The 17,980-nt window shown below is 56.0% G+C and carries 20 protein-coding genes; 18 read left to right on the forward strand and 2 right to left on the reverse strand.

Annotation, left to right across the window (positions count from 1 at the left end; all coding sequences use genetic code 11):
* Window positions 1-3: 3 nt before the first annotated feature.
* Genes fgIL through ACB032_RS09720 form a run of 5 tightly spaced genes read left to right on the forward strand, consistent with a single transcriptional unit; the run spans window position 4 to window position 4,766 of the window.
* Window positions 4-1,107, forward strand: coding sequence for a lateral flagellar basal body P-ring FlgIL (gene fgIL, locus ACB032_RS09700; protein WP_017409408.1), 1,104 nt, complete (start codon window positions 4-6; stop codon window positions 1,105-1,107).
* 8 nt (window positions 1,108-1,115) lie between these two features.
* The gene (locus ACB032_RS09705; protein ID WP_254201348.1) at window positions 1,116-1,514 is read left to right on the forward strand and encodes a rod-binding protein; all 399 of its coding nucleotides are present in this window, start codon (window positions 1,116-1,118) and stop codon (window positions 1,512-1,514) included.
* The gene (gene lfgK / locus ACB032_RS09710) at window positions 1,514-2,833 is read left to right on the forward strand and encodes a lateral flagellar hook-associated protein LfgK (RefSeq protein WP_254201349.1); all 1,320 of its coding nucleotides are present in this window, start codon (window positions 1,514-1,516) and stop codon (window positions 2,831-2,833) included. The genes ACB032_RS09705 and lfgK overlap by 1 nt, the downstream gene beginning before the upstream one ends.
* 10 nt (window positions 2,834-2,843) lie before the next feature.
* On the forward strand, window positions 2,844-3,743 hold the full coding sequence (lfgL, locus tag ACB032_RS09715) for a lateral flagellar hook-associated protein LfgL (protein ID WP_043126871.1): 900 nt from the start codon (window positions 2,844-2,846) through the stop codon (window positions 3,741-3,743).
* A 21-nt stretch (window positions 3,744-3,764) separates the two neighbouring features.
* Window positions 3,765-4,766 carry a hypothetical protein gene (locus tag ACB032_RS09720; RefSeq protein ID WP_171281670.1) on the forward strand — a complete coding sequence of 334 codons (1,002 nt, stop codon included), beginning with the start codon at window positions 3,765-3,767 and terminating at the stop codon, window positions 4,764-4,766.
* A gap of 57 nt (window positions 4,767-4,823) precedes the next feature.
* Here the strand turns inward: ACB032_RS09720 and fliB are convergent, their stop codons facing one another.
* Window positions 4,824-5,987 (reverse strand): flagellin lysine-N-methylase, encoded by a 1,164-nt coding sequence (fliB, locus tag ACB032_RS09725; protein WP_371137843.1) that lies wholly within the window; start codon window positions 5,985-5,987, stop codon window positions 4,824-4,826.
* 209 nt (window positions 5,988-6,196) lie between these two features.
* On the opposite strand from fliB, the gene lafA (ACB032_RS09730) reads away from it, so the two are divergent.
* The 10 genes from lafA (ACB032_RS09730) to lafU all read left to right on the forward strand — a co-directional run bounded on the left by lafA (ACB032_RS09730) (window position 6,197) and on the right by lafU (window position 14,553).
* Window positions 6,197-7,060, forward strand: a complete 864-nt coding sequence (gene lafA / locus ACB032_RS09730; protein WP_254201350.1) for a lateral flagellin LafA — start codon at window positions 6,197-6,199, stop codon at window positions 7,058-7,060.
* Between the two features lie 173 nt (window positions 7,061-7,233).
* On the forward strand, window positions 7,234-8,097 hold the full coding sequence (lafA, locus tag ACB032_RS09735) for a lateral flagellin LafA (RefSeq protein WP_171281668.1): 864 nt from the start codon (window positions 7,234-7,236) through the stop codon (window positions 8,095-8,097).
* Between the two features lie 114 nt (window positions 8,098-8,211).
* Complete coding sequence (gene lafB, locus ACB032_RS09740; protein WP_254201383.1) at window positions 8,212-9,495, forward strand: lateral flagellar capping protein LafB; 1,284 nt, start codon at window positions 8,212-8,214, stop codon at window positions 9,493-9,495.
* 54 nt (window positions 9,496-9,549) lie between these two features.
* Complete coding sequence (gene lafC / locus ACB032_RS09745) at window positions 9,550-9,942, forward strand: lateral flagellar export chaperone LafC (protein ID WP_371137844.1); 393 nt, start codon at window positions 9,550-9,552, stop codon at window positions 9,940-9,942.
* A 123-nt stretch (window positions 9,943-10,065) separates the two neighbouring features.
* Window positions 10,066-10,404, forward strand: coding sequence for a LafX (locus tag ACB032_RS09750; protein WP_139388333.1), 339 nt, complete (start codon window positions 10,066-10,068; stop codon window positions 10,402-10,404).
* Window positions 10,395-11,483, forward strand: a complete 1,089-nt coding sequence (lafE, locus tag ACB032_RS09755; protein ID WP_371137845.1) for a lateral flagellar hook-length control protein LafE — start codon at window positions 10,395-10,397, stop codon at window positions 11,481-11,483. Before ACB032_RS09750 ends, lafE begins: the two co-directional genes overlap by 10 nt.
* A gap of 38 nt (window positions 11,484-11,521) precedes the next feature.
* The gene (lafF, locus tag ACB032_RS09760; protein WP_039213955.1) at window positions 11,522-11,980 is read left to right on the forward strand and encodes a lateral flagellar basal body-associated protein LafF; all 459 of its coding nucleotides are present in this window, start codon (window positions 11,522-11,524) and stop codon (window positions 11,978-11,980) included.
* Window positions 11,981-11,987: 7 nt separating this feature from the next.
* Window positions 11,988-12,701 carry a lateral flagellar system RNA polymerase sigma factor LafS gene (gene lafS / locus ACB032_RS09765; protein ID WP_043126889.1) on the forward strand — a complete coding sequence of 238 codons (714 nt, stop codon included), beginning with the start codon at window positions 11,988-11,990 and terminating at the stop codon, window positions 12,699-12,701.
* Between the two features lie 47 nt (window positions 12,702-12,748).
* Complete coding sequence (gene lafT / locus ACB032_RS09770; RefSeq protein ID WP_017409423.1) at window positions 12,749-13,606, forward strand: lateral flagellar motor stator protein LafT; 858 nt, start codon at window positions 12,749-12,751, stop codon at window positions 13,604-13,606.
* Window positions 13,606-14,553, forward strand: a complete 948-nt coding sequence (gene lafU, locus ACB032_RS09775; protein WP_371137846.1) for a lateral flagellar motor protein LafU — start codon at window positions 13,606-13,608, stop codon at window positions 14,551-14,553. Before lafT ends, lafU begins: the two co-directional genes overlap by 1 nt.
* Window positions 14,554-14,933: 380 nt before the next feature.
* Here lafU and ACB032_RS09780 read toward each other — a convergent pair whose 3' ends face one another.
* Window positions 14,934-15,788 (reverse strand): lytic transglycosylase domain-containing protein, encoded by an 855-nt coding sequence (locus ACB032_RS09780; protein ID WP_371137985.1) that lies wholly within the window; start codon window positions 15,786-15,788, stop codon window positions 14,934-14,936.
* A 257-nt stretch (window positions 15,789-16,045) separates the two neighbouring features.
* On the opposite strand from ACB032_RS09780, the gene ACB032_RS09785 reads away from it, so the two are divergent.
* The 3 genes from ACB032_RS09785 (at window position 16,046) to rsmH (ending at window position 17,980) form a co-directional block, all read left to right on the forward strand.
* Window positions 16,046-16,342 carry a hypothetical protein gene (locus ACB032_RS09785; protein ID WP_017409426.1) on the forward strand — a complete coding sequence of 99 codons (297 nt, stop codon included), beginning with the start codon at window positions 16,046-16,048 and terminating at the stop codon, window positions 16,340-16,342.
* Window positions 16,343-16,582: 240 nt separating this feature from the next.
* Window positions 16,583-17,041 carry a division/cell wall cluster transcriptional repressor MraZ gene (gene mraZ / locus ACB032_RS09790; protein WP_130631551.1) on the forward strand — a complete coding sequence of 153 codons (459 nt, stop codon included), beginning with the start codon at window positions 16,583-16,585 and terminating at the stop codon, window positions 17,039-17,041.
* Entirely contained in the window at window positions 17,042-17,980 is a 939-nt protein-coding gene (gene rsmH, locus ACB032_RS09795) for a 16S rRNA (cytosine(1402)-N(4))-methyltransferase RsmH (protein ID WP_011707587.1), read from the forward strand.

Here is a 17,980-nt window from a genome sequence, read left to right on the forward strand (position 1 = left end):
TACATGAACAGATGGTTTATCACCCTGCTTTGCCTCTGCCTGCCCTGGTGGGCCAATGCCGCACCCGCCAAGCGGGCCTTGCTGGATATCGCCGATGTGCAGGGGATGCGGACCAACCAGCTGGTGGGTTATGGGTTGGTGGTGGGTTTGTCCGGCACGGGTGACAAGAGTCAGGTCAAGTTCACCGGCCAGTCGATGGCCAACATGCTCAAGCAGTTTGGGGTCCAACTACCGGATGATATCGATCCCAAGCTCAAGAACGTTGCGGCGGTGTCGGTTCAGGCCAATTTGCCGGCTCTGGCAGGCAAGGGGCAGATGGTGGATGTAACGGTCACCTCGATCGGGGATGCCAAGAGTCTGCGCGGCGGTTCGCTGCTGCTGACGCCACTGCGCGGTATCGATGGGGAAGTGTATGCCGTCGCCCAGGGCAATCTGGTGGTGGCCGGGGTCAAGGCCGAGGGGCAGTCCGGTTCGTCGGTGACCATCAACGTGCCGACCGCAGGGATCATTCCCAACGGCGCCATCATAGAGCGCGAAGTGGCCAGCAACTTTGCGGAAAAGCCCGAAGTGACGCTCAATCTGCACCAGCCCAACTTCAAGACCGCTCGCAATGTGGAGCGGGAGATCAATCGTCAGCTGGGGCCGGTGGCCAGGGCGGTCAGTGCGGGGCGGATCCAGGTGGCGGCTCCCAAGGACGAGAGCCAGCGGATCTCGTTCATGGCGCTGCTGCAGGACATTCAGGTCGATATGGGCAAGGAGCGCCCCCGGGTCGTCTTCAACAGCCGGACCGGAACCGTGGTCATGGGTCAAGGGGTCAAGGTTCACAAAGCGGCGGTCAGCCATGGTAGTCTGACGGTGACCATTGGCGAGAGCCAGACAGTCAGTCAGCCCAATGCCTTCTCCAATGGGCAGACCACCACGACCCCCAACTCGAAGATCCAGGTGGATCGGGAACGAAACAACATGTTTGTCTGGCCGGATGGCACCTCACTGGAGGTGATCGTCAAGGCAGTCAACTCGCTCGGGGCAACCCCCGATGACGTCATGGCCATCCTACAAGCACTCGATGAGGCTGGTGCCCTCGAGGGAGAGCTGGTGGTCATCTAAGGATCTTTATGACCAGAATAACCTCGGAACCTGGGTTTTATCAGGATCTCAACGAACTGCAGCAGATAAAGAGCAACCCGGATCAGCGTGCCGCACTGGATGCGGCCGCCGGCCAATTTGAAGTGAGCTTTCTGCAAACCGTGCTCAAGCACATGCGTTCAGCCTCCGATGCCATGCAGGACGAGGATGACAAGCTCGTCAAGGGCCAGGAGCTCTATCGCGACATGTATGACAGCCAGCTGGCGATGAGCATGGTCAAGCGCGGCGGCATCGGGTTGAAAGAGCAGATGGTCAGCCAATTGGCGCCGACATTAAAGAATGCCGAGTCGATGGTCGCTTCAGAACAGCAGACCCTGGCTGCCTTCAGTCAGCCTCTGAATTCGGCAAAAATGAGGAAAGTTGACTGATGTCGCTGCTCAATATCGGTTTTAGCGGACTTAACTCGGCCCAGATCGCGTTAAATATCACCGCCCAGAATATCGCCAACGTCAATACCATCGGCTATAGCCGCCAGGAAGCCATGATGGGCAGCCTGTCCGGTTTTGGCCGATTGGATAATGGCCAGGGGGTAGAGGTAACCGGTGTTCGCAGGATCACGGATGACTATCTGGTCTCCCAACATTGGCGCAGCCGCTCTGCAACCGGTGCCTCTTACTCTTTCCATCAATACATCAATACCACCGAACAGCTGCTGGGCAGTGAGTCGATGAACATCGCCAAGGGGCTGGACAGCTTCTTCGCCTCTCTGAGTGCAGCGCTAGACAGCCCGGAAACGCCGGCTCAGCGCAGCCAGATCGTCAGCTCAGCGGGGGCGCTGGCCAACCGCTTTGGCCAATTGAACGAAAGCATGCTGACCCAGGAGAAGCAGATCGATGATCAGCTCAACAGTACCGTTTCTCAGGTCAACAGCTATCTGAAACAGGTTGCTGAGCTGAATACTCAGATCAGCGAGCAGGCGTCCAAGGGCGTCAATACTTCGGTGCTGGAAGACAGTCGCGAGCAGATCGTACGTGAGCTGTCGACCTTCATGGAAGTCAGGGTCAACCGGCAAAGTGACGGTTCGTTCTCACTGAGCCTGCCTCAGGGTCAGCCGTTGGTGCTGGCTGGCAGCAGCAGTACACTCTCGCTGGCGGGTGACAAGCTCAGTCTCAGCTTCGGTCCGCAATCGTTCGATATTCCCAAGCTGCATGGTGGCAGTCTGGCGGGGGTTATGGAATATCGGACGACAGTTCTGCGCCCGCTGCGCGACGAGCTCAACCAGATCGCGAAAAAACTGGCGGATGATTTCAATGCCAAGCAGGGTGGCGGTGTCGACTTGCATGGTAATCCGGGCAAGCCGCTCTTCACCTACGATCCCCTCAACCCGTCCGGCACTCTGAAGATTGCCGATGGCTTCACTGGCGATGATCTCGCCTTTGCCAAGGCCGGCGGCGGCAGTGGTGACAACCGCAATCTGCAGGACCTGTTGACCATCAAGGATGATCAATATGATGCCTACAGCGCCTTGCTGGGCCGGATGGCGGTACAAAGTGGTCAGGCCAAGGCCACCATGATGGCTGATGCGAATATGGAGAAACAGCTGGCCACTAAGCTGAGCAGCGTCAGCGGGGTCAACACGGATGAGGAAGGGATCAAGATCATGGCCTATACCAAGGCGTATCAGGCCAACGCCAAGGTGATAAGCACTTCAGAGCAACTTTTCACCTCCATCCTGAACATGTTCTAGCGGAGCGATCATGCGCATCAGTACCAACCAGATTCAACTCAGCATGCTCGATAACCTACAGTATGGTTTCGGTGAATATGCCCGCCTCGATCGTCAGATCTCCACCAACAAGCGTATTCTGCAGCCTTCTGATGACCCGGTGGGGAGTGTGCGTCTGCTCGGATTGAAGAAAGAGCAGGTGGCCATGGAGCAGTATCAGAAGAATATTGCCAATGCCAAGAGCCAGCTCTCTCAAGGGGAGATCCAGCTTGACACTATGACCAACATGCTGAGTCGATTGCGTGATCTGACCCAGACTGCTGCCAACGGCTCCCTTTCCGAAGATGATCGTCGGGCTGTTTCCAGCGAGTTGGCCATAATCAAGGATGGTTTGCTGGACCTCGCCAATGCCCGCAACGAGAGTGGCTCCAGTCTGTTTAGCGGCAGCCAGGTAGATAAGACCGCCATAGTGAAAGACTTGAGCGGTAACTATGTCTACCAGGGGGATAACTTGGTGCGCGAAGTCGGCATCGCCAAGGGAGTGACGGTGGAGCTTAACCATACCGCAGACAAGTTGTTCATCCAGAACGGGGACTTCTTTAAGCAGCTCGACGACATGGTGGCCTCTTTCGATAGTGGTGCTGCGGACTCTGCCGATAAGGCCAGGGCTATGCTGGATCGCAGTCTGACCCTGCAAGATGATATCAGCCAGATGGTCAGCACCATTGGTGCCCGCATCAATCTGCTCGACCAGGTGGATGAAGGGCATGCTGAGAAGAGCGTCTATAGCAAGGAGGTGAGCAATCAGATAGAGTCTCTCGACTATGCAAGTGCCGTCACCCAACAGGCCCATGTGCTGATGGCTCTGCAAGTTCAGCAGCAGGCCTTTGCCAAGGTCAATGGGCTGAGCCTGTTCAATTACATGCCATAAATCCAGTTTCAGGGAGCCATGATGCAGATTCAACAAACCCGTTTGGGCGGCGTGGCCGAAACGCCAGCCCAGCCTAGACTGCACGGGCGCGTGACTGCTCAGAGTGCGTCCCAACCAGCCACCAAAACAGAACGTCATCCCAATATAGTCCGGCTAGATCGCTGGGCCCTGATCGGTACGGCGCAGCAGCGGATCGCTCATGCCCAAGGGGGAGAGCAGGCTTTGAGCCAGGTTTGGGGTGAATTGAAGCGTCTCGAACAGCAGCTTGGTCAAAGCCGTGCCACCAGCGGTGATCTGGTCTCACGCCTCAAGTTGCTGGAAGAGAAGCTGACTCAACCCCAGGCACCGCTGACCACAGAGTTGAAGCCCCGCTTGCTCGCTTCAGCAGGGGAGAGCCGGGTAAGTTATGGCTCGGAGCGGATTGATCTGCTTAGTCCCAAGGCGAGTGCCGAACGCCTAGTCTTTTCCTTCCCGCAGACCAGCAGTGCCGTCGAGGTGATGCTTCCTGCTGGCGCCAATGAGACGGAAGCGGTTACCCGACTGGATCGGGCACTGCGCAAAGAGCATATTCAGGCTCGACTGAATGAACTGGGCAAGTTGGAACTGACCGTCCCCGAACTGCATCGACGCAAACTGGATGAACCGGTTCTGCTCAGTGGTGAGGGGATCCGTATTCCAGCAGGCAATCCTGTTCCGGTGCAGTTCAAACCCAAGCCTGGGCAGTTGACCCAGCTGGGGGAAGGTATTGACAAGGGGGAGATCAAGCAGGAGCAGCAGCGGCTAAAGAGGCTGCTCGGCGAGATCGAACAGTCGGTACGAGAACTTAAGCTGTTTCGCCAAAAGATGGTTAAGCAGCTTGACCGAGTGAAAGCACGCAGCCAGAACCTCAAGCAGGAAGAGCTTGAGCAGTTGCAGGGCAAGCTCAGCCAGCAACTCAAGGACGGTGGTTTCATGGGCACTATGGCCGGCTTGCTGGCCCAGGCCAATGTATCGCGCCAGAACGTTGTTGCCCTGTTGACCTGAGTCCGGACGAGTGCACCGATCTAAAAAACCGCCAGCGCTTTGCTGGCGGTTTTTATTTCAAGGTTTGAGGAGGGCGTAGAGGCTCAGATCCGATGCAAAACCAGACTCACTCAATCCTTGTTCTATGGTCTTGATAAAACCTGCATTGTGCTGGCGTATGGTGTGATAGCTGTAGAAAAGGTTGATGATATCCTGTTCTTCTAGCTCCTTATCCATGGCCAGCAGGCACAGGTAGCTGCGCAGCAGGAAGTAGTCGATAACCAGCAATTGATAGGCTTGGGCCGGGGTGCTCTGCTGCTGCGGGAAGTTATGGTGGTAGACGTAATAGAGCAGGTAGTTGTCCATGATCTGGGGGCGTGCCGCCAAGAAGGGAACAACCTTGCCATACCAGGCCTGCTGCAGCTGTGCGAGTTTTTCCTCATCATAGACCCCCTCCAGCAGCCGGTTGATCTTGTCGAGACAGCCTTGCATGGTTTGCCGCCCACGCCTTCCCTGTGAGTAGGACAGCAATTGATGGGTGATGGTCCGCAGTCCCCACCATTGCAACCGTGGCAAGACCGGCAGCTGCTCGAACATGGTGAGGAGCTCTCCCCGTTCAGCCAGTACGGCCACCTGATCCAGAAAGGCTTCGTGTGACAGCTGTGCTGGATCCCGGTGGACCAGCATGCCGATGAGCCACAGCCGTATTTCGACGGGAACCTCCGTGGCAGCCAGTACATGGATGCTCAAGCTGTGCAGAGTGGCCATAGCGGTAGAGGGAGGGGATACGAACGGCAGGCGTTGATCCAGCTCGGTGACCTCGGTTTGCATTGCCATCGGATCGAGCAACAACTGCCGGCTGACTTCGGGGCAGGAGAGCATCAGGGATTTCCGGACCTGGTTGCCTATGCGTGAATGGGATCTTGGATAGGTTTTGCAGGTATGGCTCAGCGCTTCGGCACCAGCCTTGCTATGAATTTGGCAAAGACGATTCTCATCAAGGAAAGGGCAGGCTCCCTGCTCGTCAAGCTGGATCTCCCCCCAATGTTCATTGCTCTGTTTGACCTTGCGGATATGTAATTTGCTGAGGGACTGGACTGTGGGGTCAGGGTGCCTCTCGTAGCTTCGGAAGGTCAACTTGTCGATGCTGATGGTCCAGCTATGACAGCAGTTGTCCTCGCAGCGATTTCCTATGCACTGGAAATGTTTAACAAAGTGAGGGGTATAGAGAAAGGCTGCCATGTCGCTGTCCGGTAAAGAGAGGTGCCGTGATAAAAGCAATAACCATGCCGAATACTCTGATTCTGCCACAGAGATCGTTGACTACGACGGGGTGAAGGAAGTGCAAAAAAATATGCGTCAAGCTGTCTACATTTCTGCGAGAAAGAGGTCGCCTATATCTGATGTCCACCTAACAGGCTGCTGTGCAGCGTCATATCGAGGAATACATCATGGGCTTGTCCATTCACACCAACTTCGCTTCTCTGACCACCCAGAGCCAGCTCAACACTACCAACAAGATGCTGGGCACCGCCATGCAGCGTCTGGGTACCGGTATGCGCATCAACTCCGCCGCCGATGACGCCGCTGGCTTGCAGATGGCGACCCGTCTGCAATCTCAGTCCAGTGGTCAGAAAGTGGGTATGCGTAACTCTCAGGATGCCATCTCCATGATGCAGACCGGTGAAGGCGCTATGGATGAGATGAGCAACATCGTTCAGCGTATGAAGGATCTGGCTACCCAGTCTGCGAACGGCACCAGCACAGCTGAAGACCGCAAAGCCATGGATGCCGAGTTCACCGAGCTGCGTGCCGAGCTGGACAACATCAGCAACAACACAACCTTCGGTGGACAAGAGTTGCTCAAGACCGGCAAAGGTTTCCAGGAAGATGTGACCTTCCAGATCGGCGGTACCGGTGCCGAGAAGCTTGAACTGAAGAAGACTGGCACCCTGGCCAAGGCGCTGGCGGAAGTTGTGGGTACCGGCAAGGGTACCGATGGTGCAGCCGTCAAGGTAGGTATCGGCGATCAGGGCAAGGCAACTGCCGCCATGGCTGAACTGGATACCTTCTCCCAGAAGATCGGTGAGTCTCGTTCTGCCTTCGGTGCCAACATCAACCGCCTGGAACATACAGTAAACAACCTCTCTAACATGAAAGAGAACACTGATCTGGCAAACGGCCGTATTATGGATGCTGACTTCGCCCAAGAGAGCACCAACATGACCAAGAACCAGATGCTGATGCAGGCTGGCATGTCCGTGCTGTCCAACTCCAATCAGATGACCGGCATGGTGACTTCCCTGCTGCGTTAATTCAGGTGGCACTCATCCCATCCTTGGATGAGTGCCCTCTTCCTTCTGTTCTTCTACCTTCTTTCCGCTTTTCCGCATATTTTCCCGATCTCCATTCAAGTCTTGGCCGATTCCCGTCGCTTTTCATTCCCATAGGGTTACCCGCTGCATCGCAGCTTTTTAAGGAGTAAATCATGGGCTTGTCCATTCACACTAATTTCGCTTCCCTGACCACTCAGAGCCAGTTGAATTCCACCAACAAGATGCTGGGCACCGCTATGCAACGTCTGGGCACCGGTCTGCGCATCAACTCCGCCGCCGATGACGCCGCCGGTCTGCAGATGGCGACCCGTCTGCAATCCCAGTCCAGCGGTCAGAAAGTAGGCATGCGCAACTCCCAGGATGCCATCTCCATGATGCAGACTGGCGAAGGCGCCATGGACGAGATGAGCAATATCGTTCAGCGCATGAAGGATCTGGCTACTCAGTCTGCCAACGGCACCAGCACCGCTGACGATCGCAAGGCGATGAATGCCGAGTTCAGCGAACTGCGCGCCGAGCTGGACAACATCACCAACAACACCACCTTTGGTGGTCAGACTCTGCTGGCCAAGGATCAAGGTTTCCAGAAAGCCGTGACCTTCCAGATCGGTGGCACTGCCGCCGAGAAACTGGAGCTGAAGGATGATGGTGCCCTGGCCACCGCTCTTAAGGGCGTGATTGCCGATGACAAGGGTACCAAGGGTACCGCCGTCGCCGCTGGCATTGATGATCAGGCCAAAGCCACCGCCGCCATGGCCGAGCTGGACACCTTCTCCAAGGGGATCGGCGAGGCGCGTTCCGCCTTCGGTGCCAACATCAACCGTCTGGAACACACAGTCAACAACCTCTCCAACATGAAAGAGAACACCGATCTGGCGAACGGCCGTATTATGGATGCCGACTTCGCTCAGGAAAGCACCAACATGACCAAGAACCAGATGCTGATGCAGGCTGGCATGTCTGTGCTGTCCAACTCCAACCAGATGACCGGCATGGTGACTTCCCTGCTGCGTTAATCTGTTGCCTAGCCACCTCGAGAGGGGTGGCTTTGTTATTGTTTGTCCGTTGGAAAGCACCGACTCGGTTTTTTCCAACGAGCATGCCACCGATAAATTGATAGGGATGTGATGATGCAAGTAGATCCGGCCAGCATGGCAATGAAACTGGTAGCCATAGAGCGCCAGAACATGGATAAGCTGCTGAAGAAGCAGTTGGACAGTGTCAAGGGACAGCAGAGCGCCATCAGCACGCTCACCACCAAGCTGTCGACCTTCCAGACCATGCTCAAGGATTTGAACAAGGCGAGCAATCTGCAAGCCCAAAAGGCCAGTATGTCTCAAGAGGGGGTCATGACGGTCACCAGCAACGGCAAGGCCAGTTCGGGTCAGTACAACTTCTTCGTGGAGCAGCTGGCCCAGTCTCATCAGGTGGGTCTACAGCTCGACAGCGACACCACCCCACTGCCGACCGATGGTGTCTTCTCGCTCACTGTCAAGGGAAAGACTATCGACATCGATCTGGCGACCCTGCCTGCAGGCTCAACCGCCAAGGATCTGGTCTCCCATATCAACAATGCCAAGGACAACCCAGGTGTGAAGGCAACCCTGGTGCGTACCGACGGCAAGGTCAGCATGGTGCTGACCAGTAAGGAGAGTGGGGTGGAGAATGCCATCACGCTGAGCTATAGCGGAGATGGCACCAATGCTCTGGGTACGGCCGTTGCCGGTAAGAAGGACATCACCCAGGCACAGGATGCCAAGTTGCGAATGGGGGGCGACAATCCGCTGACCATCACCTCCGCCAGCAACAAGATAGAAAACGTCGTTGACGGCTTGACCTTCCAGCTGACCAAGGCCCAGAAGGCGGGTGATGCCCCTCTAATGGTGACCATAGATCAGGACAAAGAAGCAGTGACGGGATCTCTCAAGAAGTTTGTTGACAGCTATAACGAGCTGATCGATGAGCTGGCCAAGATGACCTCCAGCGACCCCAAGGCGCCGGGAGCCCTCTCTTCTGACAGCGGTGTGCGCAGTCTCAAGAGCACCCTGTCTCGCAGTGTGCGGGACCTGCCAGATGGATTTAGCCTCAGCAGTCTCGGCATCAAGACCGATAAGATGGGCAAGCTCTCCTTCAACGAGACCGACTTCAACAAGGCGCTAGAGAAAGATCCCGAGCTGCTTGGTAAGGCTCTTATGGGCGATAATGGTCTGCTCAAGAAGATGAGTGATTCGCTCGATCCTTACACTAAGAGGGATGGTGCCCTCAAGGGGCGCAAGACCGGCCTGGAAGCAAGTGAGAAACGGGTAACCGAGCGGATGGATGCGCTGGATCGTCGTATGGAATCCGCGTATAAGCGCTACCTCAATCAGTTCACCACTATGAACCAGATGATGCAGACTATGGGTGCTCTCTAAATCGGCACGCTTCCTGCTGTCTGTGGCATCTTATCCAGAACAAGCGAGTTGTACATGTTTGAAGATCAAGACGGCTACGATGCCTACCAATTCGCCGCTACCCAGGCCAAAGCGGCGGGTGCGGACCCACATCAGCTAGTGCTGATGTTGATGGATGGGCTGCTCGATGAAATGGCCCGGGCGGAAGGCCATATTCTGGCCAAGCAGTTTGAGCGAAAAGGACAAGCTATCAACAAATGCCTGCAGATCCTGGGTGGACTGGACAGTGCACTGGACATGGAGAAGGGCGGGGAGCTTGCAGTCAACCTGCATCGTCTCTACGACTATTGTGGTCAGCGCCTGTTTGAAATCAGCGTGTCGAACGATGTGGCCGGGTTCGCAGAAGTGCGTCGTATCCTGCTGGAGCTGAAGGAAGGTTGGGAAGCAATGGCGCGTCATCCTCGCTGATGCGGAAGTGATACTTCCTTCTTCCCCCGGCCTGATCCCTGAGCATTCTCCTGAATTCCTGTATTTCTCAGCTGGCCTGCTCCTTGCTAGCTGGCAAGGTCATTTTCATTGGGGGCCATCACCATGTCGGTAACCGGAACTAAGCAACTTACTGCAGAGCATGAGACTCGCCAGCGCCAGCTGCTGGGGTTGGGACGCCTGATATTGCAGCAGGCCCGTGCCGGCCAGTGGGATGCCGTTCGTTTGGCTGATAGCCGATTGTTCCAGTTCATTCAGCATATGCAAGGGCAGCCAGAATTATGGGCCGCTATGCAACTTGCCAGGGATCAGGTGCGTTCCTGGCAGCAGGAGGCACTGCTGCTTTGCCAGCAAGAGACAGCCTTGCGTAAGCGGGAGTGGCAGGAGCTGTCCCAGAAGCGGGAGGGGCTGCAAGCCTATGGTGAGGTACAGGAATGGGCATGATTCAATTCCCAGGTCTTGATGGCTTGGCTGCGCTTGATTCCGCAGGATTCAGTCGTCTTTCCCGGCAGCCTGACGGCCAGGGCGACACATATCAGCCGCTGGACCTGCCATTCATGGAAGAGCTGGCGGCATTGCCTTTGCCAGTTGAAACCATCGATGAGAAAGCGCCGGATGTGACTGATGAGCTGCGAGATGATGTCACAGAGCAGTTGGATTCTTTCAGCAACCAGCCCCCCGTTTTCCTCTTGACCGATGATGTTGTGAGATTGTCGATGTTGCGCCAGGCACAACCTGTAGCCGCAACGACTGGCGAAGGGGTTGAGTCTGTCCGACCTGACGGGTCGTCAGCTGTCTCGGCGGTATTGCGTTCACTGTCTGCCTATGGTCGTTCTGATTACAACAAGGTAGCAGGGGAGACGGCGGGTCCTCGGAGTGAAAATCAGGTGTTCGTCTCCAGTACGGATGCATCCAACCGCATGGGCACACAGCCTGCTGGGCAGACGATGGACCCGGTATTGCGTGACAAGGTGATTGCCAGTGTGCAGCCCCTGCTTGCTAGCGACGGTGCCGGTGAACGTGAATCCACCTTTGCCGATGTGAAAGGTGTGATCAGCAATCTGGCGCCTGTGACAGCCCCCAAATCAGCCGAGTATCAATGGGCTCCTGTGAAGTTGGCCGACAACCCCGCTCAGTGGGGACAGCAGCTGATGGATGTGCTGAAAGACAAGGTGGAGCTTCAGGTCAACCAGCATATCAAGCAGGCCCATATCCGCCTTGACCCCCCCGAACTGGGTCGACTCGAGTTGACTGTGCGTCTTGAGGGGGATCGCCTCAATGTTCAGCTCAACGTAACCAATCCTGCGGTGCGCGAGGCATTGATCCAGTCGATGGAACGCTTGCGGATGAGCCTGGCTCCCCATCATGCGGGGGGAGTCGAGGTCAACGTGGGGCAGGGTGGTGAGCAAGAGCGGCAGGGTAAATGGCAACAACAGCAGATCATGGCCGGGCGACGTCAATGGCAGGAAGAGTTCGAGCCTGCCGATGGTAGTGGACGTGACTGGCTGAACACCCTGGTTTGATTTTTATTATCCGGCAATAGCAAGAGTGGTTTCATATTATGCGGCGAGTGGTTAAGTGGTTGATGATGGGCGTGATGGCTCTGTGCTTGCTGGCCGTGCTGGCCTATGGGGCCTATCTGAAGCGAGATCTGGTTGCCGTATGGCTGGGATTGGCTGAGCCAAAACCCGAGCTCAGTGCCACTCCGCTGTTCAAACCGATGGAGCGCTTTGTCATTAGCCTGGAAGGGGGAGTTGAGTCCCATTATCTCGTGCTCGAGTTGGCTTTGGTGACCCACAATCCGGCACAGCTCAATTCGCTCAATGAGCTGACACCATTGATCCGCAATGCGATGGTGCAGTATTTCAGTCACCGTACCCACGATGACGTGAAGAAAGAGCTGCAGAACATCACTGCACTGCAAAGTTCTCTACTGGGCAAGCTGGTCACCACGTTGCAGAGTTACGGTTACAAGACCTATCTGGATGAGGTGCTGATCACCAAAGTGCTGGTGCAGTAACGCATATATGACCGATGTCGACTGGGATACCCCGCACGAGTTCAGTGCTTCTCCTCCCCGTACGGGCGAGCAGGCCATACTGACCCGATATTTGCCGCTGGTGAAGCGAGCGGCCAGTCACTTGCGCAGTCAGGTGTCGGCTTGCTTCGATCAGGAGGATATGGAACAGGTTGGCATGATGGGGCTGCTGGAAGCCTGGCGCCGATACGACAGCGAGCCTGATGCTCAGTTTGAGAGTTATGCCTTCAAGCGGATCCGTGGGGCCATGCTGGATGAGCTTCGCCGCCTGGATTGGCGGCCGCGCCAGCTGCGGCAGCAAGTACACAGTCATAACCAGGCCCAGCGCGAATTGCACAACCGATTGGGACGACCTCCATCAGAGCAGGAGTTGGCCACGGTATTGGAGTGCTCCATCGAGGAAGTGCGTCAACTGGCCTACGCCAGTCAGGCTGAAGCGCTGCATAGCCTGGAGGAGTGGCTGGAGAACGGTGGCAAGGCGCCAGCTACCGAATCCGATGACGTCGATATGGCGATGACCATCAGCAAGGCGCTGACCTCGCTGGACAAGCGTGAGCAACTGCTGCTCTCCCTCTACTATCAGCAAGAACTGAACATGAAAGAGATTGCCCTGGTGCTGGGGTTGACGGAGTCTCGGGTTTGTCAGTTGCACAAGCAGTGTGTCCTTCAGCTCAAGCAGCGTTTGGTCGACTCCATTTATTAACGCTTCACCATCCCTGGTGAGGATCCTTGAATTCTGCGGGAGCGTTCATGCAAAAACAGATAGGCCTTGGCGTCATTTTCATATGTGTGCTGGGTGGTTTCATGATGGCGGGTGGCAAGCCCATTGCCTTGTGGCAGCCTGCCGAGCTGATCATCATTATCGGGGCTGCGGTGGGCTCCATGTTCCTTGGCAATTCAAAGGAAGTGATGCATGAGATGTGGCGGCAGATGAAGTTGTGCTTCAAATCCAACAAGGATGAAAAAGAGATCTATCGCGAGCTGCTGACCCTGATGCATCAATTGCTGGAGGAGACGCGCAACAAGGGCATGAAGGCGCTGGATGAGCACATTGAGAACCCGCAGCAGAGTTCGGTGTTTCTGATGTATCCCCAGATATCGGAAGATCCCCAGTTGCTCGGTTTCATCATCGACAACCTGCGTTTGTTGGGCATGGGCAAGATCACGCCGCATGAGCTGGATACCGTGCTGGAACAGGAGATCATGGCCATCGAGGAAGACATGCTCAAGCCGGCGCACGCACTGCACAAGACGGGGGAGGCTTGTCCCGGTTTCGGCATCTTGGCCGCCGTGATGGGGATCATCATCACCATGCAGCAACTGGACGGTCCGTTGAGCAATATCGGTGTGCATGTTGCAGCCGCACTGGTAGGCACCTTCATCGGTATCTTCCTCTGTTACTGCTTGCTTGAGCCCATCAGCAATGCCATGGAAGAGATGGTCAAACGGCGGATCGGGCTGCTCATGTGCATCAAGTCCATCCTGATCGCCCAGCTGCGCGGCAAAACCCCGCTGATCTCGGTTGACTCGGGTCGCAAGATGCTGGAGCCCGATGTGAAACCCAGCTTCCTTGAACTGGAAGATTGGGTGACCAACAGGGCCATGTAATGCGCAATCACGAACAGATCATCATCAAACGCCAGCAACGGCGTAACAATGCGCCCAAGGGAGGCGGAGCCTGGAAAGTCGCCTTTGCTGATTTTACCTTGGCGATGATGGCATTTTTCATGGTGCTCTGGATCCTGGCTGTTTCCAGCCAGGAGGAGCGTGAAGTCGTTGCCAGCCGCTTGCGTGATTACAGCATCATGGACAGCGAGGCCAATCCATTCGATATCAGAAATAGTCCCTATCCGGTTGATCTGGGTGGTAATCCTTCTGTATTGGAAGAACTCAGTCCCAAGTTCGTAGAACAAGGGCAGAGGATGCCGAGGCACATGGAGCGGGATCGCAGTATTTTTTCTGATGGTGCCAGCGGTGGTTATGAAAGCCTGTTGGTCGGAAAAATTGAAGGCGAGGCACAGATGAAGCAGCTGGCCGGTTTCATTGGCTCGCTGGCTGAGCAGATGCAGGCCAAAAATAATCTGGAGTTACAGCTGGTCCCGCAGGGTCTGCGGATCCTCATTCGTGATGATGACGAGCGGGAGATGTACAGCCGTGGCAGTGCTCGCATCAGCCCCTTCTTCAGGCATATGCTGATGGCGCTGGCTCCGATTTTTCAACGCGTCGAAAATCGAGTCATGATTTCTGGTCATACCGACAGCACCCCTTTTGCGGGGGATAATTACAGTAACTGGGAGCTGTCATCCGACCGCGCCATGATGGCAAGGCGGGTACTGCTGGCCGGTGGCATGCCTCCGGAACGAGTCGGGCAGGTCGTCGCCATGTCGGATACCATGCTGGAGAATACGGCTGACCCACGGGGCAGCCAGAATCGCCGGATTGAGCTGCTGGTGATGACCAGTCAGGCAGAAAAGAACCTGGAACAACTGTTTAGCGCACAAACGCAAGCCGCCGTGAAGCAGGCCAAGGACGAAACTTCCCATGGACAACCTTGAAGTAGCGCTGTCGGAACCGAGTGAGTTCAATGATCCCCGCCGCAAGGTACCCCGCTGGTATCTACACGACGGTACTACCCCCTTGGAATCACAAAGCTGCGGCATTGCCGCGCGGCTGATGGTCTCTGGTTTGCTGTTTGACAAGAGCATCGGCAGGGCAGTGATCAAGGATATTGGGCCGGGCGGTGTTGGTTTTCTGGCTCCTGCCCGTTTCATTCTGCCCGAGACTGTCAGTTTGTCTCTCTCCCCCCGGATTGTGCTCGATTGTCGTATCACCCATCGACGAGCCATCGGGCAATATCTCAGTTTCTATGGTGCCCGCTGGTCGGTACCTGAGTCAGTCGATCTCTCACCGGTACTCAGCCATTGGCGTCACTGTTTCATGGCAACAGGGGTGGGCGCCTCGTGTCCAGCCCCAGTGGATCCTGTAACGCATCCAGCTTGATCTTACCCCGACTCATATCCAATCCTCTTGCCGCTTGCAGCAACAAGGGGTCATGCAAGCTTTCCAGTGACACTGCCTTGCGAAACACAACTTTGCTGTTCTGGTGTGCCGGGGCAGGAGAGCCTCCCCGGCTGTAGACGATGGGACAGTTGGTGATGCCAGGAGCATCGGGAAGCTGCCATGCCGGATTCCAGCGACTTGCTTCATTCATCGCTACCCCCTTTGTCATGGCCCACTGCAACAGGGAACAACTGCCAGGATGCATGGCTACCTGAATATTTTCTCCTGCTTGCCAGGGGGGCAGGGTGAGCTGGTGTTGTTCTGCTCGATCAAGCAATTGGGCGAGCGCGATAAAGCGAGCCACATAGAGGCGTGTTTCCGTGGGTAACTGCAGTTCCCATACATTGCGCGTACCTGCATTGAGCACAGCTTTCAGTACTCGGCCCTCCCCCGCGTTATAGGCCGCCAGCGCCAGTAACCAGTCCTGCCCAAAGAATTGATGAAGCCAGCTGAGATAGGAAAGCGCAGCATCGGTCGCAAGGGGCAAGGAGTAGCGGCCATCAAAGCTTGGCATCATGGGAATGGAGAAGCGTGCGGCTGTGTCCGGCATCAACTGCCAGGGACCTGCGGCTCCCGCTGTCGATACCACATCCAGCCGATAACTGCTCTCAATCAATGGCAAAAAGGCCAGCATACTGGGTAACTCGCGAGCGCTAACCTGCTGTTCCACCCAGCGGATCATTGGCTGGGATTGTGCCAGCCGCCTTTGCAGGTGACCTCGTTGCTTCAACAGAAACTGGGTTTGCTGAGTGACCAGGTCGGCTCCTTTTCCTTGTATTGGGGTAGGAAAACCAGCCTGCCAATGATAGTTATGATAGGAATAACAATAAGGAGGTGTCATTAGCAGTACGCTAACTAGCCAATGGATAGCTCGAGTCATGATACGGGGGAAAGACAGGCTGCGCTAAAAAATAAAAACATGATGTATCTCAACAGTTTTCGATAGTTTTTGTCGACTGTTCATGTGGAATCCAGGATGTGATAAGCATGATAGCACGAGTAAAAAAGACCCCAAAAGCGGGCAAGGCGATCCAGAAATTTCTACTGTATTTGATTCTCGCCAATTTTGTATTGATGGGACTTTATGTCGTGCATGCCGGAGAGCTGGCATTTGGTACCAATATCCTGCTGACGTTCCTGCTGATTATCTACAATCTGCTGCTTTGCCAGCTGGTCTGCCTGCGGGCTCGACGTGCTGGGGATGGCTACATCATTTATCCCGTGGTTGGTGTTAGCATCATCTTGTGTGCCGTGGTGTTGTTCCGTTTCATTATTTCCCCCTGACAGAGTCGGCATTCAGGCCGGCAGCGAATTAATCGATACACCTCTTGTTCAAATAACTTGTGGAAAATCAACTCATTTAATCCTCGCTGCTGAAACGCTGCGTCAATATGTTCCCCATGCCCGAGATCCTCGCTTGAAAAGCCCTCAGCACGTCCTTAAACTTCAAGGTGGGGAAAAGTGGATCAAAGTGGTTTTTATCGGGCGGTTTGCCCCCTTTAACTCATTTTCAGGGACTGCAATTTGTTGCGTGGTGCGCATGCCATCACCCTCGACAGCAAGGGGCGATTGGCGATTCCGACCAAGTATCGTGATTGGCTGCGCGACGAAAGCGAGGGCCAGCTGGTCTGCACCATCGATATTGCCCATCCCTGCCTGCTGCTTTACCCCCTGAACGAATGGGAAGAGATCGAGCGCAAGCTCAAGACACTCTCCAGCATGAATCCCCTTGAGCGCCGCCTACAGCGGCTGTTGCTCGGGCATGCGACCGAATGCGAGCTGGACGGCAATGGCCGTCTGCTGCTCAGCCAGCCACTGCGCAGCCATGCAGGGCTGGACAAGAAGATCATGCTGGTGGGCCAGCTCAACAAGTTTGAGCTGTGGGATGAAGCCCGCTGGCAACAACAGGTCAATGATGACATTCAGGGCCTGCCCGAAGATGACTGGGCAAGCTCGCCACGACTACAGGATTTCTCTTTATAAATGACCCAAGCCGCTGAACACATCACAGTGCTGCTGCACGAAGCCGTTGAAGGGCTGGCCATCAAGCCGGACGGCATCTACGTCGACGGTACGTTTGGCCGGGGTGGTCACTCTCGTCTCATTCTCCAGCAGCTTGGTCCCAACGGCCGGCTGATCGCCATCGACCGGGATCCCCAAGCCATTGCCGAAGCGGCCAAGATCCAGGATCCCCGTTTCGAAATCGTGCACGGCCCCTTCTCCGGCATTGCCTCCTATCTGGATGAACGCGGCCTGCTGGGCAAGGTAGACGGTTTCCTGCTGGATCTGGGAGTCTCTTCTCCCCAGCTGGACGATGCCGAGCGCGGTTTCAGCTTCATGAAGGACGGTCCGCTCGACATGCGGATGGACCCCACCTCCGGTCAGAGCGCCGCCGAATGGCTGGCTCGCGCCGATGTGGACGACATCGCCTGGGTGCTGAAGACCTTCGGCGAGGAGCGTTTTGCCAAGAAGATCGCCCGTGCCATCGTGCACGATCGGGTGACCGAGCCCTATGTCCGCACCCGTCAACTGGCGGAGATGATTGCCCGCGTCAATCCGAGCAAGGAGAAGGGCAAGCACGCCGCTACCCGCAGCTTCCAGGCCATCCGCATCTACATCAACAGCGAGCTGGACGAGATCGAGACCGCGCTCAACGGGGCCCTGCAGGTGTTGGCACCGGAAGGTCGTCTCTCCGTCATCAGCTTCCACTCGCTGGAAGATCGGCTGGTGAAGCATTTCATTCGCAAGCATGAGAAAGGCCCGGAAGTGCCGCACGGCATTCCGTTGACCGAGGCCCAGCTGGCCGGCGGTCGCAAATTGAAGTCGGTCGGCAAAGCGCTCAAGCCTTCCGAGCACGAGGTCAATGAAAACAGCCGATCCCGCAGCTCGGTGCTGCGGGTCGCCCAGCGGTTGGCGGAGTAA

The organism is Aeromonas sp. S5(2024), assembly GCF_041403025.1.
Classification (GTDB): Bacteria; Pseudomonadota; Gammaproteobacteria; order Enterobacterales; family Aeromonadaceae; genus Aeromonas; species Aeromonas hydrophila.